Source organism: Streptomyces tubercidicus, assembly GCF_027497495.1.
Classification (GTDB): Bacteria; Actinomycetota; Actinomycetes; order Streptomycetales; family Streptomycetaceae; genus Streptomyces; species Streptomyces tubercidicus.
In genome coordinates, this window is sequence record NZ_CP114205.1 from 5,310,430 (window position 1) to 5,324,840 (window position 14,411).

13 protein-coding genes are annotated in these 14,411 nt (G+C 71.6%); 6 read left to right on the plus strand and 7 right to left on the minus strand.

Features of this window, described 5'->3' with window-relative positions; all coding sequences use genetic code 11:
• Positions 1–52: 52 nt before the first annotated feature.
• A complete protein-coding gene (locus STRTU_RS23130) occupies positions 53–340 on the minus strand; it encodes a heavy-metal-associated domain-containing protein (RefSeq protein ID WP_159745782.1) in 288 nt (95 codons plus the stop codon).
• A 267-nt stretch (positions 341–607) separates the two neighbouring features.
• Here STRTU_RS23130 and STRTU_RS23135 point away from each other — a divergent pair, with 267 nt between their 5' ends.
• Positions 608–1,249 (plus strand): DedA family protein, encoded by a 642-nt coding sequence (locus STRTU_RS23135; protein WP_159745784.1) that lies wholly within the window; start codon positions 608–610, stop codon positions 1,247–1,249.
• 59 nt (positions 1,250–1,308) lie between these two features.
• Here STRTU_RS23135 and STRTU_RS23140 read toward each other — a convergent pair whose 3' ends face one another.
• The gene (locus tag STRTU_RS23140; RefSeq protein ID WP_159745786.1) at positions 1,309–2,313 is read right to left on the minus strand and encodes a Gfo/Idh/MocA family protein; all 1,005 of its coding nucleotides are present in this window, start codon (positions 2,311–2,313) and stop codon (positions 1,309–1,311) included.
• 150 nt (positions 2,314–2,463) lie between these two features.
• On the opposite strand from STRTU_RS23140, the gene STRTU_RS23145 reads away from it, so the two are divergent.
• Complete coding sequence (locus STRTU_RS23145) at positions 2,464–3,585, plus strand: LacI family DNA-binding transcriptional regulator (protein ID WP_159745788.1); 1,122 nt, start codon at positions 2,464–2,466, stop codon at positions 3,583–3,585.
• 108 nt (positions 3,586–3,693) lie between these two features.
• Here the strand turns inward: STRTU_RS23145 and STRTU_RS23150 are convergent, their stop codons facing one another.
• The 5 genes from STRTU_RS23150 to STRTU_RS23170 all read right to left on the minus strand — a co-directional run bounded on the left by STRTU_RS23150 (position 3,694) and on the right by STRTU_RS23170 (position 8,899).
• Positions 3,694–3,888 carry a helix-turn-helix transcriptional regulator gene (locus STRTU_RS23150; protein WP_018093041.1) on the minus strand — a complete coding sequence of 65 codons (195 nt, stop codon included), beginning with the start codon at positions 3,886–3,888 and terminating at the stop codon, positions 3,694–3,696.
• Positions 3,889–4,314: 426 nt separating this feature from the next.
• Positions 4,315–4,713: a peptidoglycan-binding domain-containing protein gene (locus STRTU_RS23155; protein WP_246241096.1), complete on the minus strand. Its 399-nt coding sequence runs from the start codon at positions 4,711–4,713 to the stop codon at positions 4,315–4,317.
• 160 nt (positions 4,714–4,873) lie between these two features.
• Positions 4,874–6,295: a sugar porter family MFS transporter gene (locus STRTU_RS23160; RefSeq protein WP_159745790.1), complete on the minus strand. Its 1,422-nt coding sequence runs from the start codon at positions 6,293–6,295 to the stop codon at positions 4,874–4,876.
• A 305-nt stretch (positions 6,296–6,600) separates the two neighbouring features.
• The gene (locus STRTU_RS23165) at positions 6,601–7,620 is read right to left on the minus strand and encodes a Gfo/Idh/MocA family protein (protein WP_159745792.1); all 1,020 of its coding nucleotides are present in this window, start codon (positions 7,618–7,620) and stop codon (positions 6,601–6,603) included.
• A 358-nt stretch (positions 7,621–7,978) separates the two neighbouring features.
• On the minus strand, positions 7,979–8,899 hold the full coding sequence (locus tag STRTU_RS23170) for a sugar phosphate isomerase/epimerase family protein (protein WP_159745794.1): 921 nt from the start codon (positions 8,897–8,899) through the stop codon (positions 7,979–7,981).
• 533 nt (positions 8,900–9,432) lie between these two features.
• On the opposite strand from STRTU_RS23170, the gene iolC reads away from it, so the two are divergent.
• The 4 genes from iolC to iolD all read left to right on the plus strand — a co-directional run bounded on the left by iolC (position 9,433) and on the right by iolD (position 14,408).
• Positions 9,433–10,425 carry a 5-dehydro-2-deoxygluconokinase gene (gene iolC, locus STRTU_RS23175; protein WP_159745796.1) on the plus strand — a complete coding sequence of 331 codons (993 nt, stop codon included), beginning with the start codon at positions 9,433–9,435 and terminating at the stop codon, positions 10,423–10,425.
• Between the two features lie 222 nt (positions 10,426–10,647).
• Positions 10,648–11,535, plus strand: a complete 888-nt coding sequence (locus STRTU_RS23180; protein WP_159745798.1) for a Cgl0159 family (beta/alpha)8-fold protein — start codon at positions 10,648–10,650, stop codon at positions 11,533–11,535.
• 30 nt (positions 11,536–11,565) lie between these two features.
• On the plus strand, positions 11,566–12,459 hold the full coding sequence (gene iolB, locus STRTU_RS23185; RefSeq protein WP_159745800.1) for a 5-deoxy-glucuronate isomerase: 894 nt from the start codon (positions 11,566–11,568) through the stop codon (positions 12,457–12,459).
• The gene (gene iolD, locus STRTU_RS23190) at positions 12,456–14,408 is read left to right on the plus strand and encodes a 3D-(3,5/4)-trihydroxycyclohexane-1,2-dione acylhydrolase (decyclizing) (RefSeq protein WP_159745802.1); all 1,953 of its coding nucleotides are present in this window, start codon (positions 12,456–12,458) and stop codon (positions 14,406–14,408) included. Before iolB ends, iolD begins: the two co-directional genes overlap by 4 nt.
• The last annotated feature ends 3 nt before the right edge of the window (positions 14,409–14,411 follow it).

Sequence of the window (14,411 nt, forward strand, 5' to 3'; positions counted from 1 at the left end):
GCGTGGCCGCGGCGCCGGGGTGCCCCATGGGGGTGGCGCCGCGGCGCCGGGATCAGGCGGACTGCCCCACGAGCTCATAGCCGGCCTCGTCGACGGCCGCGCGGACGGACTCCTCGTCCAGTGGGGCCTTCGAGGTGACGGTCACCAGGCCGGTCGCCGCGATCGCCTGCACCGAGCTGACCCCGGCGAGCTCGCCGATCTCGGCCGAGACCGCACCCTCGCAGTGGCCACAGGTCATGCCGGTGACCCGGTAGGTGGTGGTCACCGCCCCGACCTCGACGTCGGTGCCGCCGGACTGGCGGGAGGCTTCCGGGGTGCAGCAGGAGCTGTTCTCGACCATGGGGACTCTCCTTGTGGTGCCGATGTGTTCCGTGTGGTGCATGTGTCGGAGCGCCGAAGTGTGCCCTGTGAGGCTCGGGCAACCGTCGCTTGCCCCGACTCTTGTCCCGACCTTAGGGACCTTATACCCCTAGGGGGTATCAATCCAAGCCATGGACACACCACCCCACGCGTGCGCGGCGCGGCGGCCCCCCATCGCGTTGCCGTGCGTCCCACCACGCGTCAGCCTTGGGATACGGGCTCGGGGCGGATCCGAGGAGGCGGCCGTATGGACGTACTCGCCCTCTACGGCCTGCTGGTGCTCACCACCCTGCCGCCGCTGGTCCCCAACTCCGCCCTGCTCGTCACCGCCGGAGTGCTCGCCTCCCGGGGAGAGCTCTTCCTCCCGATGATCCTGCTGATCGTCGCCGGCAGCGCCCTGTTCGGGGACCTGCTGATGTACCTGGCCGCGCGCCGGTTCGGCGGACCCGTACGCGCCTGGATGCGGCGCAACCCCCGCCGACGGGCCCTGCTGGAGTGGACCTCGGGCCGGATCCAGCGCTACGGCCTGCCGTTCGTGATCGCCATACGGTTCCTGCCCAGTGGGCGGATCGTCGGCGCGCTGGCCTGTGGAGTGCTGCGCTACCCGCTGCGCAAGTACGCCCTCGGCGCCGGTATCGCCGAAGCCACCTGGGCCACCTACTCCGTCGGCCTCGGCTACCTCGGCAGCGCCACCACCGGCCGCCCGCTGCACGCCGCCGTCATCGGCTTCGGCGTCTCCTGCGCGGTCGCCGCGGTGGGCGCGGCCATCCAGTGGGCCGTGCGCCGCCGGGCCCTGCGTGACCCCTCTGAGGGCGGTGGTGAGGGCGGGGGCGGCCCCGGCGACGGTGAGGAGCCCGGCGGGCGGGCTTCCTCGGTGACGGCGACGTGAGGGGCGAGGGGGCGCTTCCCGGAAGGCGGCCGTGGCGGTCCCGAGCACCCTGACGACCCCTAGACCCGGACGTCCGCGACCGCCACCGGCTCCCCGGTACGACGCGAGCGCTCGCACGCCTCGGCGACGTAGAGCGCCTCCAGGGCCTCCGCCGGTGGGCAGGGGCTCGGCGCCCGGCCCGCCGCGACCTCGGTGAAAACGCCCAGCTCGGTGACGTACGCGTCGTGGAAGCGCTCCATGAACGTGGCATACGGATCGGCCGCCCGCTGCCACGACAGCTCCGCCTCGGCGGACGGTAGTGGCGCCCGGTCGTCGAGCCCGACGAAACGGGCGCCCTCGGAGCCGCACACCTCCAGCCGGACGTCATGGCCCGCGCCGTTGTAGCGGGTCGCCGTGACGGTGGCCAGGGTGTCGTCATCGAAGCGCAGCAGCGCCGCACAGGTGTCGACATCGTCGCCGTCCGCGAAGAAGGATGCCCCGCGGTTCGCGCCCTGCGCATAAACGGAGACCACCTCGCGGCCCGTGAGCCAGCGCAGGATGTCGAAGTCATGGATGCTGCAGTCCCGGAACAGCCCGCCGGAAGTAGGGATGTAACTGGCGGGCGGCGGCGTCCGGTCGCTGGTGCAGGCGCGCAGGGTGTGCAGCCAGCCCAGCGCGCCGGAGCGCAGTGCCTCGCGCGCGGCGCGGTAGCCCGCGTCGAAGCGGCGCTGGAAGCCGATCTGTACGGGCACGGTGCCGGTCCGCGCCCGCTCCACCACCCCGACCGTGCCGGGCACGTCCAGGGCGACCGGCTTCTCGCAGAACACCGGAACCCCGGCGTCCAGGGCCTGGTGGATCAGCGAGGCGTGGGCGCTGGTCGCGGCGGTGATCACCACGCCGTCCAGGCCGTCCGCGTACATCTCCGCGATGCCGGCGGCGGCGCGTACGCCCAGGGTGTCCGCCAGCGCGGCGGCCCGTGCCGGGTCCAGATCCGCGACGACGAGGTCGGTGACGCCCGGGACGCTCCGGAGGGTGGTGGCGTGGAAGGCGCCGATGCGCCCGGTACCGATCAGGCCGATCTTCATGCCTGGGTCCTTTCCGGGAGGGGGTTGGAACGGTCCAATGGCTGCGATGCCCCGCACCCTGCATGTCCTGATGTCCGCATGTCAACCACCTTGCAGGCAGCCAAGGTTGCACGTTGACGCCGACCTGGGCCGATGGAAGGATTTCCGTCCATGGAACGGTCCAATGAGCGCGCCGAGGGGCAGGGCGGGGGGCGCGGCGAGGGGCGCGGTGGCGCGCGGACGGGCGCGGGGCGGCCGCCGACGATCCGTGGGGTCGCCGAGCGCGCGGGCGTCTCCAAATCGCTGGTCTCGCTGGTGCTGCAGGGCTCACCCCGGGTCAGCGACACCAAGCGGCAGGCCGTACTGGACGCCATCCAGGAGCTCGGGTACCGGCCCAACGCCGCCGCCCGCAGCCTGGTGGCCCGCCGTACCCACACCGTCGGCGTGCTGCTGAACGATATGCGCAACCCCTGGTTCGTCGACGTGCTCGACGGGCTGAACTCGCTGCTGCAGGCGCACGATCTGCGGATGCTGATGGCCGACGGGCGGCTGGACCGGCGCTCCGGCCAGGACTTCGCCCGCACGTTTCAGGAGCTGCGGGTCGACGGCCTCGTCGTCGTCGGCACCCTCCCGGACACCGACGGCCTCGCCGAGGTCGCCGAGCGGCTGCCGACCGTCATCGCGGGCAACCACGAACCCCGGCTGCCGCACGCCGACATCGTCGCCAACGACGACGAGCGCGGCGCCCGGCTCGCCACCGAACACCTCATCGGCCTCGGCCACCGGCGGATCGCCCATATCGCCGGACAGGGCCTGGTCGGCACGCTGCGCCGGCGCGGTTTCGAGACCGCGATGCGCGCCCACGGGCCGGCGGCGCATGCCGTCGTGACGAGCGGCGACGGAACCGAGGAGGGCGGCTACCGTGCGGCCGTACGGCTCCTCACGCCGACGGACGGCAATCCAGGAGCCGACGCCGCGCACCCGGAGGCCCAACGCCCCACCGCCGTCTTCGCGTTCAACGACATCTCCGCTGTCGGCGCGCTGTCCGCGGCCCAGGAGCTGGGCCTGCGCATACCCGACGACCTCTCCCTCGTCGGCTACGACAACACCTACCTCGCGCGCATCCGCCACCTCTGGCTGAACTCCGTGAACAACGCCAGCCACGAGGTCGGCCGACGTGCGGCGCGCTGCCTCCTGGAGCGTATGGAGCGCCCCGACTGCCCGGCCGGGCGTCAACTCGTGGCCCCGAAGCTGGAGATCAGGGGATCGACGGCACCGCCCCCACCCGGCTGACCCGGGGCGAAGCCCTCCCGTGGGCGGCGGCCGGAAACGCCCGGCAGTGATGGCGCGAGGGCCCCGGTGCCGCGTGGGGCACCGGAGCCGGAGCCGGTCCGGTGGCTGTCAGCGTCGGCCGCGTTGGCCCGGCCGCTGCGCCACCCACCTTCTGACCGTGTCGGCGAACCAGTACGGTTTTCCGCCCTCCACCAGATCCGGTTCGGGCAGCAACCCGTGCTTCCGGTAGGAGCGCACGGTGTCCGGCTGCACCTGGATGTGCGCGGCGATCTCCTTGTACGACCAGAGCTTGCGGTCGGTCATCTCTGCCACCTCCTGAGTGCCGTACGCAGGGTCGGCCCGGGGAGCCGGCAGGGGGCTGGGTACGGCCTGGTGATCACTCACCCTGTGCCTGGACAACGACACCGAGTAACCATCGGGGAGGGGCTGTTGAACGGCTGTGACGTAAGGAGCGCGCAACGGTGACAGCGGTGACGCGGGGCGGACGGCTGTGACGGGCGCGGGACGATCCGGGGCGGAGTGGGGAGCAGGGGGTTGGCGCGGGACCGGCGCTGTGGGCGCACAGCCGTGTGGCGGGCCGGTATCCCCGGATGGGGAACCGGCCCGCCACAGGGGTGCCGTATAGCCGTGGTGTTGTGGTGCCGTGTGCTCTGGCGCCGTACTGTCGTCGGCCGTTGGACCGTGGATCAGGCGTGGATGGGGCCTGGATCAGCCGTGGATGGGCCTGGATCAGGCGTGGTACAGCGCGTACCAGGTCTTCTTGTTGACCTTGCCGTCAGCGGTCAGATGGTGCCGGGACTGGAACTTCTTCACCGCGGCCCGGGTCTTGGGGCCGAAGTACCCCGTCACATCTCCCCAGGGGAGATAGCGGCGGTTCGCCAGCAGGCACTGCGCCTGCGAGACGCGGTCGCCGCGCTGACCGTAGACGGTGAGGGCGTTGCCGTTGTAGTAGGCGCAGGCGGCCATGGTGTCCGCCCGTTCTCCGGCCGGGCCGTCGGCGGACGCCGGGCCGGTGAGCAGTCCCGCGGTCAACAGCCCCGCGGTCGCGGTCAGGACGGCCGTACGACGGACGGCTGTGCCCAGGGCGGCCGGGCGCAGGACGGTTCGGCTGAGTGCGTTGGTTTTCACGAATTCCACCGTTTCCCCCATTGGATGTGACGCTGGATGTGATTCCACCCGCTGTGACGCCGGGAACGCGGTCCGTGGTTCCCGTAGGGGCGTGGTCGTCCGAGGTGCCCCGGCAGAGCCTCGCCGATGCCCCGTCCGCCCCGTAGGCGCCCACTTCCCGTCAGTGGGCAGCCGGGGCGGCCCCCGCCGCCTTCCGCAACTCGTCCTCCAGATCCTCCAGCGCCAGGCCCTTCGTCTCCGGTGCGTACCGCTTGCAGAACACCAGGGACAGCACACACATCACGCCGAAGAGCCAGAAGGTGGTGCCGGCGCCGACCGCGTCGAGCAGCAGCGGAAAGGCCAGCGCGACCGCGAAGTTGACCAGCCACATCATGAACACCGCTGCGCCCATGGCCAGTCCGCGGACCCTGAGCGGGAACATCTCGGCCAGCAGCAGCCAGACCCCGGTGTTGAGCGTGGCCTGCATGAAGGCCATGTAGAGGACCATCAGGGCCAGGACCAGGATGCTGACGGCGGGGGAGTGCGGGAGGTGGAAGGCGGCGCCGAGCAGGGCGAGCGCGACGGCCATCCCGGTCAGGCCGGCGAGCAGCAGGGGGCGTCGGCCGACCCGGTCGATCAGGGACATCCCGAGCGCCGTGGCGAGCACCGAGATCACACCGACCGCGATGGTGGCGGTGATCGAGGCGCCGGTGCCCAGACCGGTCGACGCCAGGATCTTCGGCGCGAAGTACACCACGGCGTTGACACCGGTGATCTGCTGCACGCCTGCCAGCCCGATACCGACCAGCAACAGCCGCCGTACCCAGGGGGTGCGCAGCTGCTGCCAGCCGCCGCGCCGGGCGTCGGCCTCCAGGCTGCGGGCGTGATCGATCCGGGCCAGTTCGGCGGGTACGTCGTCGGCGGGCAGCGTACGGCGCAGCACCCGCGCCGCCTCCTCCTGCCGCCCCTTGCTGATGTACCAGCGCGGGGTGTCGGGCAGGAAGAACAGCCCGACGAACAGCGCCACGGCGGGCAGCGCCGCCAGCCCCAGCATCCAGCGCCAGGCCGCCCACTGCGCCAGGAAGGCGTTGATGAGATAGGCGAGCAACTGGCCGCTGACGATCATCAGCGAATTGAACGAGACCAGCCGGCCGCGGATGTGTGGGGGCGCGATCTCGGAGAGGTAGAGCGGGGTGATGACCGAGGCGCTGCCGACGGCGAGGCCGAGGACGAAGCGCGCCACGGTCATGAACGGGACATCGGGGGCGAGCGCGACGGCCACCGCCCCGCCGATGAACACGGCGCCCGCCCACAGCAGCGAGTTGCGCCGGCCCAGCGCATCGGACATCCGGCCGCCGATCAGGGAGCCGAAGGCCGCGCCGATCAGCAGCGCGCTGGTGATGATGCCCTCGCCCAAGGAGGTGAGGCCGAAGTGGCCCTCCATGAACGGGAGCGCGCCGGAGATCACTCCGGTGTCGTAGCCGAAGAGGGCACCGCCGAGGGCGGCGATGGCAGCGATGCCGACGATAAAGCGCCTGGTGTGGCGGGCCCGCACACTCTCGCGCGCACCGGCGGACACCAACTGGCCGGTCGGGGCCGCCATCCTCAGCCCCGCTCCGCCGGGCGGCGGGTCACCCCGGCGCCGGAACCGGGGAATTGACGCGGGGGGAGGGGGACGGGGAGGGCGAGGGAGAGGCGGAGGAGGCGTGGGGTGGCGGTGGCCGGGGCCGTGGCGTGCATGGGGTGGGACCTTTCAGTGGAACGGGGACGGGCGCGGGCGGGGGAGCGAGGGGGCCGCGCCTTGGGAGCGGGCGGGGGCCGGGGGCGGACGGCGCGGGCTGTACGCCGCCTCACCGGTACAGCCCGGGTCTTCGCCACCTCACCCGTACAGCGCGGGTCTTCGCCATCTCACCCGTACAGCGCGGGCCGCTCGATGAGTTCGACCGTCACCCGCTCGCCGGTCGTCTGGGCGCGCACCCCCGCCTCGCACACCGCGGCCGCGGCATAGCCGTCCCAGCAGCTGGGGCCCTCGACCTCGCCGCGGCGGGTGGCGTTCACCCAGCGCTGCACCTGCCGGTCGTAGGCCTCCTCGAAGCGCTCCACGAAGCCGGGGGTGATCGCCCCGCCCCAGCGGCCCGCGGTGTTGCTGAAGACTCCGTGGTCGTCACCGATCCTGGCCGTGCCGCCCTCGCAGACCGCCTCACAGCTGACCTGGTAGCCGAAGCCGCAGTTGACGAAGAGCTCGGTGTCCACGACCTGCCCGCCCGCCGTCTCGAAGAGGATCAGCTGGGGGTCGCTGAGGCCCTCCGGGGCGTTGCCGGTGGGGGCCGGGCGCAGCACCCGCACCGCGGTGATCTCCTCCTCCAGCAGCCAGCGGGTCACATCGATCTCATGCACCACCGAGTCATTGATCATCATCGCGTTGGTGAAGCCGGGCGGGGTGTCGGCGTTGCGGTGCTTGTTGTGCAGCATCAGCGGACGACCGTAAGTGCCCTGCGCCAGAAGGGACTTGAGGGTGCGGTAGTCGGCGTCGTAGCGGCGCATGAAACCGACCTGGACCCGGCGGTGCCCCAGCGCCTGCTCGGCCTCCAGCACCCGCAGCGCGGAGGCGGCGTCCGGCGTCAGCGGCTTCTCACACAGCACGGGCAGATCCCGCGCGAAGGCATCCAGCAGCGCCGCCTCGTGCGCGGGCCCCGGCGAGGCGATCAGCACGGCGTCCACCGCGGGATCGTCCATGGCGGCGGCCGGCTCGGTATAGGCGGTGCACCCCTCGATGCCGTCGGCAAGCCGCTTGACCCGCGCCGCGTCGATGTCGACCACCGCCGCCACCCGGGCGCCGCTGATCACTTCGTTGATCCGGCGTACATGGTCGGCGCCCATCCGGCCGGTACCGATGACCGCGACGCCCAGCGATTCCTGCGAAGTCATGTCGTCCACAAGTCCTTACGTGCTACGTAGCGTGAGAGATACCCTGTGATCGGAACCGATTACTCTCCGTAATCGTTGCCGTAAGAGGAGGAGGCGGCGGCGCGGGGCGGACGCACACAAGAGGAGGTGTACACACGGGGCGCGTAGGTACGGGTTACGTGCCCACGGGACGCGTAGGCATGGGTTACGTGCCCACGGGGCGCGCACCTACGGGCTGCGCACGTACGGGGCGCGCGTGTACGGGCTGCGCACGCACTGGTTGTCCACGCACTGGTTGTCCACGCGCGAGGCGTGCGCGTGCGAGACGTGCGCGTACGAGATGTCCACGCACGCGATGCGTGCGTGCCGGGCGGGCCGCTCATGCGCCGCAGGAGCGCAGGAAGCGGCGGGTGCGTTCGGCGATGGGGAAGGGCTGGTGGGGAGGGCAGGGGTACATGTCCTGCTCGACGATGGCGAAGAGGTCGACATTCAGCTCCTGGGCGGCCTCCAGGACGGGCGGCAGCGCCGGTACGCCGAGCGGCGGTTCGCACATCACGCCCTGCTTGACCGCCGGGCCGAACGGCGTGCCCTTGGCGACGACCTCGCTGAGGATGTCCGGGTCGACCTGCTTGAGGTGGAGGTAGCCGATCCGCTCGCCGTAGGTGCGGATCAGCTTGACGCTGTCGCCGCCGCAGTAGGCGTAGTGGCCGGTGTCCAGGCAGAGGTTGACCAGGTCGGAGTCGGTCGCGTGCAGGAACCGTTCGACGTGCTCCTCGGTGTCGATGTGGGTGTCGGCGTGCGGGTGCACGACGATGTCCAGGCCGAACTCGTCCCGCACCTGCTTGCCCAGCCGCTCCATGCCGGTGGTGAGCTGCTTCCACTGCTCCGTGGTCAGTTCTCGCGGTTCGAGCTCCTCGGCGGTCTTGTCGTCGCGCCAGAAGGAGGGGATGACGACGAGGTGCCCCGCGCCCATCGCCTGGGTGAGGGTGGCGACCTCGGAGACGTGCGCCCAGGTCTTGTCCCATACGGCCGGGCCGTGGTGCAGCGAGGTGAAGATCGTGCCGGCCGAGACCTGGAGGCTGCGGCGGGCGATCTCCTCGCGCAGGATGGCGGGGTCGGTGGGCAGGTAGCCGTACGGGCCGAGTTCGATCCACTGGTACCCGGCGTCGGCGACCTCGTCCAGGAAGCGCTGCCAGGGGACCTGCTGCTCGTCGTCGGGGAACCAGACGCCCCACGAGTCGGGAGCGGAACCGACGCGGATGCGGTCCAGGACGGGCTGGGCGGCATGGGGTACGGACATGCTGCGGCTCTCCTCTCGCCGGTCGGCGGTGACCGGGAGGCGCTGGGGTGGGGTTGTGGGGCACAGCCTCTCTGCCGCCCCGGGGAGTGTCAAGACTTCGTCCTGACATAAGGACTTAAGGACTTGGGGGCTTGGGGCTTTGTTGTTGACCTCCTGTCGGCCGTTCGTGGGCCTGGTGCGGCGTACCCCAGGTTGGCCGTTCGTGGACCTGGTGCGGCGCGCCTCCCGTTGGTCTTTCGCGGGCCTGGCGTGGCGTACGTCCCGTTGGCCGTTCGTGGGCTTGCCGGGGCGTACCTCACGTCGGCCTTTCGCGGGCCGGGCGTGGCGTGCCTCCCGTCGGGCGTTCGTGTTCGTGGCCCGGTCGTTGCGTCCCCCCCCCCGCCGTCTGTTCGTGGGGCTCCCGCCCTTCGTGGGGCTCTTTGACGTCAATATGTAAGGACAAATTATTGACAGGGTCTGGGTCTCCCCGTTAGACCTTTCCTCGGAGATGCAGTCGCCGAACCCGCTGCGCCGGGTGACCCGAAGGGGCGTATATGACCCAGCCTTTCGATCTGATCACCATGGGCCGTATCGGGGTCGACATCTACCCGCTGCAGACCGGGGTGCCGCTGGCCCGGGTCGAGACGTTCGGGAAGTTTCTCGGTGGTTCCGCTACCAATGTCGCGGTGGCTGCCGCTCGGCTCGGTCGGCGCAGTGCGGTCATCAGCCGTACCGGGCGCGATCCGTTCGGTGAGTACGTTCATCAGGCGCTGCGCGAGTTTGGTGTGGACGACCGCTGGGTGACTCCCGTCGATGCCTATCCGACGCCGGTCACCTTCTGTGAGATCTTTCCGCCGGATGACTTTCCGCTCTACTTCTACCGTCGGCCCAAGGCTCCTGACCTGGTCATTCATCCCGAGGAGCTGGACCGGGACGCGATCGCGGCGGCCCGGATCTTCTGGATCACCGGTACGGGGCTGTGTGAGGAGCCCAGTCGCAGTGCCACTCTCGCCGCGCTGGAGGCTCGTGCCAAGGCGGGCACCACGGTCTTCGACCTCGACTGGCGGCCGATGTTCTGGGGCGGTGAGGGTGGCGCCTCCGGGGACGGCGGGGCGACCGGTGCCGCGGCGATGGCTGCCGCCCGCCCGTATTACGAAGCCGCCTTGCGGCACGCCACTGTGGCGGTCGGCAATGTCGACGAGGCCGAGGTCGCCACCGGACTGCGCGACCCCGGGGACTGCGCCCGCGCGCTGCTGGAGATGGGCGTCGAACTCGCCGTCATCAAGCAGGGACCCAAGGGCGTGCTCGCCGTCCACCGTGACGGTCGCACCGCCGAGGTTCCGCCCACCCCCGTCGAGGTCGTCAACGGCCTGGGCGCCGGTGACTCCTTCGGCGGGGCGCTGTGTCACCGGCTGCTCTCCGGCTGGGAGTTGGAGCCGATGATGCGGTACGCGAACGCCGCGGGCGCCATCGTCGCCTCCCGCCTCGCCTGCTCCTCCGCGATGCCGACGGCCGACGAGGTCGACGCGTTCCTCGGCGATGGGTGATCCCCATGGGCGTACGGCCATGGATCCGCACGGCCGCACGGCCGCACGGCCGTATACCCGCGTGGCCGTACGGCCGTGCACCCGCGTCGACGTACGGCCGTAGCCCCTGGCGGCCCCACCCGGAGCGCCCGTGACCGCCCCCACCCGGAGCCCCCCGTGACCGCCCCCACCCAGCGTCCCCACCCCCACCCCCACCCCGCCCCCCAGAAGGTGAGTCGACCCGTGCCCCCCAGGATCAGTGACCTAGCGACGCTTCGGGCCCGGCACCCCGAAGCCGTCGCGGAGGCCGCCGCGCGGCGCAGCCGTCGCCCGCTCGTCGGTGACAGCGGACGGCTGATGATCGTCGCCGCCGATCACCCGGCCCGGGGGGCGCTGGCCGTCGGTGAGCGGCAGTTCGCCATGGCCAACCGGTTCGATCTGTTGGAGCGGCTGGTGCTGGCGTTGTCGCGGCCCGGTGTGGACGGGGTGCTCGCCACCGCCGACATACTGGAGGACCTGCTGCTGATCGGGGCCCTCGACGGCAAGGTCGTGATGGGGTCGATGAACCGGGGCGGGCTGGCCGGTGCGTCGTTCGAGATGGATGACCGGTTCACGGGGCACCGGCCGGAGGATCTGGCCCGGCTCCGTTTCGACGCGGGGAAGTTGCTGCTGCGCATCGATTACCGCGACCCCGGCTCGCTGACCACCCTGGAGGCCACCGCCCGCGCCATCGACGCGATGGCCGAGCGGCAGCTGCCCGTCTTCGTCGAGCCGTTTCTGTCCTCCCGTACGGACGGCGCGGTCCGCAATGACCTCAGCGCCGCGGCCGTTACCCGCTCGGTGGCCATCGCCTCCGGACTGGGCGGCACCTCCGCCTACACCTGGCTCAAACTGCCGGTCACTGACGACCCCGACGCCATGGCCCGGGTCTGTGAGACCACCACTCTGCCGACGGTGCTGCTCGGCGGGGACATCGGCAGCACCGTGCGGGACCAGGAAGCCGCTTACGAGAAGTGGCGCAAGGCGCTGCGGCTGCCGACGGTGCAGGGCCTGGTCGTCGGCCGCTCCCTGCTCTACCCGGCCGACGGGGATGTCGCGGCTGCCGTGGACACCGCCGTGGGCCTGCTGTGAACGCCACGTATTCCGCAGGAGACTCGACTTATGAGCACTGAATTCCATCTGGGGGCCGGAGCCGCGGCAGCGGGCCCGTACGCCCTGGACATCGACCCGGAGCGGGCCGGCTGGGGCTACTCCTCGCTGCGCGTCCTGGAGCTGCCGCCCGGTGCCCGGCACTCCTTCGCCACCGGTGAGAGCGAATGGATCGTGCTGCCGCTGTCCGGCGGCTGCACGGTGCGGACGGAGGGCGGCGAGAGCTTTGAACTGGCCGGAAGGGAGAGCGTGTTCAGCGGGGTGACGGACTTCGCGTATGTGCCGCGGGATGCCCGGGTCGAGATCGCCAGTGGGGCGGGCGGGCGTTTCGCGCTCACCGGTGCCCGCTGCGAGAACCGGCTGCCGGCCCGCTACGGTCCGGCCTCCGGCGTCCCCGTGGAGCTGCGCGGCAGCGGCAGCTGCTCCCGTCAGGTCAACAATTTCGGCGCGGCGGGCGGCTTCGCGTGTGACCGGCTCATCGCGGTGGAGGTGCTCACGCCCGGCGGCAACTGGTCCTCCTACCCGCCGCACAAGCATGACGAGTGCCGCCCCGGTGAGGAGTCCGAGCTGGAGGAGATCTACTACTTCGAGATCGAGTCCGCGCACGGTACGGACGGGGTCGGTTATCAGCGGGTGAGCCCGTCGGGGCGCGGCCGCGGCACCGATGTGCTGGCCGAGGTCCGTAGTGGGGACGCGGTCCTCATCCCGGACGGCTGGCACGGCCCGTCGATCGCCGCGCCCGGCCACACCATGTACTACCTCAATGTGATGGCCGGTCCCGGTGCCACGCGGGAGTGGTTGATCTGCGATCACCCCGATCACGGCTGGATCCGCGCCACCTGGCCCGAGCAGGCCGTCGACGCCCGTCTCCCCCTCTACGAAGCGCCCGCAGGAGCCGCCCGATGAACGCCCCGACGACACGCCGTCTCACGGTCGCGCAGGCCCTGGTCGAGTTCCTCGCGCACCAGTACACCGAGCGCGACGGACGCCGGCATCGCCTGATCAGCGCCTGCTGGGGCATCTTCGGCCACGGCAATGTCGCCGGGATCGGCCAGGCGCTGCTGGAATCCGGTGCCGCGTCCCGCCAGGAGTCCCATCAGGAGCCCCTCCAGGAGTCCCGCCAGGGGGCAACCGCCGGGCCCCCGGCGCTCCCGTACCTCCAGGGTCGTAACGAGCAGGCCATGGTGCATGCCGCGGTCGGCTACGCCCGGCAGTGCGACCGGCTCTCCGCGCAGGCCGTCACCACCTCCATCGGCCCCGGCGCCACCAACCTCGTCACCGGCGCCGCGCTCGCCACCGTCAACCGCCTCCCGGTCCTGCTGCTGCCCGGCGACACCTTCGCCACCCGGCCCGCAGACCCGGTCCTCCAGCAGCTGGAGGTGCCGCACGCGGGGGACGTGTCGGTCAATGACGCGCTGCGCCCGGTCTCCCGCTACTTCGACCGCGTCACCCGGCCCGAGGCGCTGATCCCCGCCGCCCTCCAGGCCATGCGGGTGCTCGCCGACCCCGTCGACACCGGCGCCGTCACCCTCGCGCTGCCGCAGGACGTACAGGCGGAGGCGTACGACTGGCCTGAGGAGTTCTTCGCCGACCGGGTCTGGCGGGTCACCCGGCCGGTTCCCGACGCCGAGGCCCTCGCCGACGCGGTGGCGGCGGTCCGCGCCGCCCGCCGGCCGCTGGTCGTGGCCGGTGGCGGTGTCCACCACAGCGAGGCCGAGGACGCGCTGTGTGCCTTCGCCGACGCCACCGGCATCCCGGTCGCCTCCACCCAGGCCGGCAAGGGCTCGCTGCGCCACGACCACCCCGCCGACATCGGCGGTATCGGCCACACCGGCACCGCCACCGCCGACGCGCTCGCCCGGGAGGCCGATCTGGTCATCGGGGTCGGCACCCGCTACACCGACTTCACCACCGCCTCGTCGACCCTGTTCGACGCGCCCGGTGTGCGCTTCCTGAACCTCAATATCGCCCCGTTCGACTCCCATAAGCTCGGCGCCGCCTCGCTCGTCGCCGACGCCCGCGCCGGACTCGAAGCGCTCACCAAGGAGCTGTCCGGACACCGCGTCGACGCGGAGTACGAGGCCGCTTACGGGGCGTCGAAGGCGGCCTGGGAGCGGCGGGTGGACGCCGCGTTCGGCGCCGCGGACGATTCCGTACGGCCCTCCCAGACGCAGGTCCTGGGCGCGCTGGACGCCGTCGTCGACGACACCGACATCCTCGTCAACGCGGCCGGGTCCCTCCCCGGTGACCTGCACAAACTCTGGCGTGCCCGGTCCCGCAGGCAGTACCACCTGGAGTACGGCTACTCCTGCATGGGCTATGAGATCCCCGCCGCGATCGGCGTGCGGATGGCCGCGCCCGGCCGGCCGGTGTGGGCGCTGGTCGGCGACGGTACGTATCTGATGAACCCCACTGAAATCGTCACCGCGGTCCAGGAGGGCCTCCACATCAATATCGTCCTCATCCAGAACCACGGCTACGCCTCGATCGGCGGGCTCTCGCAGGAGACCGGCGGCGAACGGTTCGGCACCGACTACCGCTTCCGCGCCGCGGACGGTACGTACACCGGCGCGCCGCTGCCGGTCGATCTCGCGGCCAACGCCGCCTCGCTCGGGATGCATGTCCTGCGGGCGGCGACGGTCGGTGAGCTGCGTGCCGCGCTCGCCGAGGCGCGTGGCGCGAACCGGCCCACATGTGTCTATGTCGAGACCGAAACGGCTGACACTGTGCCGGGCGCGCCGGAGGCACAGGCCTGGTGGGATGTGCCTGTTGCCGAGACCGCGACACGTCCGGCGGCGGTGGCCGCCCGCGAGGCCTACGAACGGCAGGCCGCCGGGCGCCGCCGCCACCTGTGACCC

Excerpts from the sequence above, each read along its gene's own strand:
- STRTU_RS23150 (WP_018093041.1), bottom strand. The coding sequence starts at position 3,888 with ATGACCGACCGCAAGCTCTGGTCGTACAAGGAGATCGCCGCGCACATC.
- STRTU_RS23130 (WP_159745782.1), bottom strand. The coding sequence starts at position 340 with ATGGTCGAGAACAGCTCCTGCTGCACCCCGGAAGCCTCCCGCCAGTCC.
- STRTU_RS23140 (WP_159745786.1), bottom strand. The coding sequence starts at position 2,313 with ATGAAGATCGGCCTGATCGGTACCGGGCGCATCGGCGCCTTCCACGCC.
- STRTU_RS23145 (WP_159745788.1), top strand. The coding sequence starts at position 2,464 with ATGGAACGGTCCAATGAGCGCGCCGAGGGGCAGGGCGGGGGGCGCGGC.
- STRTU_RS23135 (WP_159745784.1), top strand. The coding sequence starts at position 608 with ATGGACGTACTCGCCCTCTACGGCCTGCTGGTGCTCACCACCCTGCCG.
- STRTU_RS23170 (WP_159745794.1), bottom strand. The coding sequence starts at position 8,899 with ATGTCCGTACCCCATGCCGCCCAGCCCGTCCTGGACCGCATCCGCGTC.
- iolD (WP_159745802.1), top strand. The coding sequence starts at position 12,456 with ATGAACGCCCCGACGACACGCCGTCTCACGGTCGCGCAGGCCCTGGTC.
- iolC (WP_159745796.1), top strand. The coding sequence starts at position 9,433 with ATGACCCAGCCTTTCGATCTGATCACCATGGGCCGTATCGGGGTCGAC.
- iolB (WP_159745800.1), top strand. The coding sequence starts at position 11,566 with ATGAGCACTGAATTCCATCTGGGGGCCGGAGCCGCGGCAGCGGGCCCG.
- STRTU_RS23165 (WP_159745792.1), bottom strand. The coding sequence starts at position 7,620 with ATGACTTCGCAGGAATCGCTGGGCGTCGCGGTCATCGGTACCGGCCGG.
- STRTU_RS23160 (WP_159745790.1), bottom strand. The coding sequence starts at position 6,295 with ATGGCGGCCCCGACCGGCCAGTTGGTGTCCGCCGGTGCGCGCGAGAGT.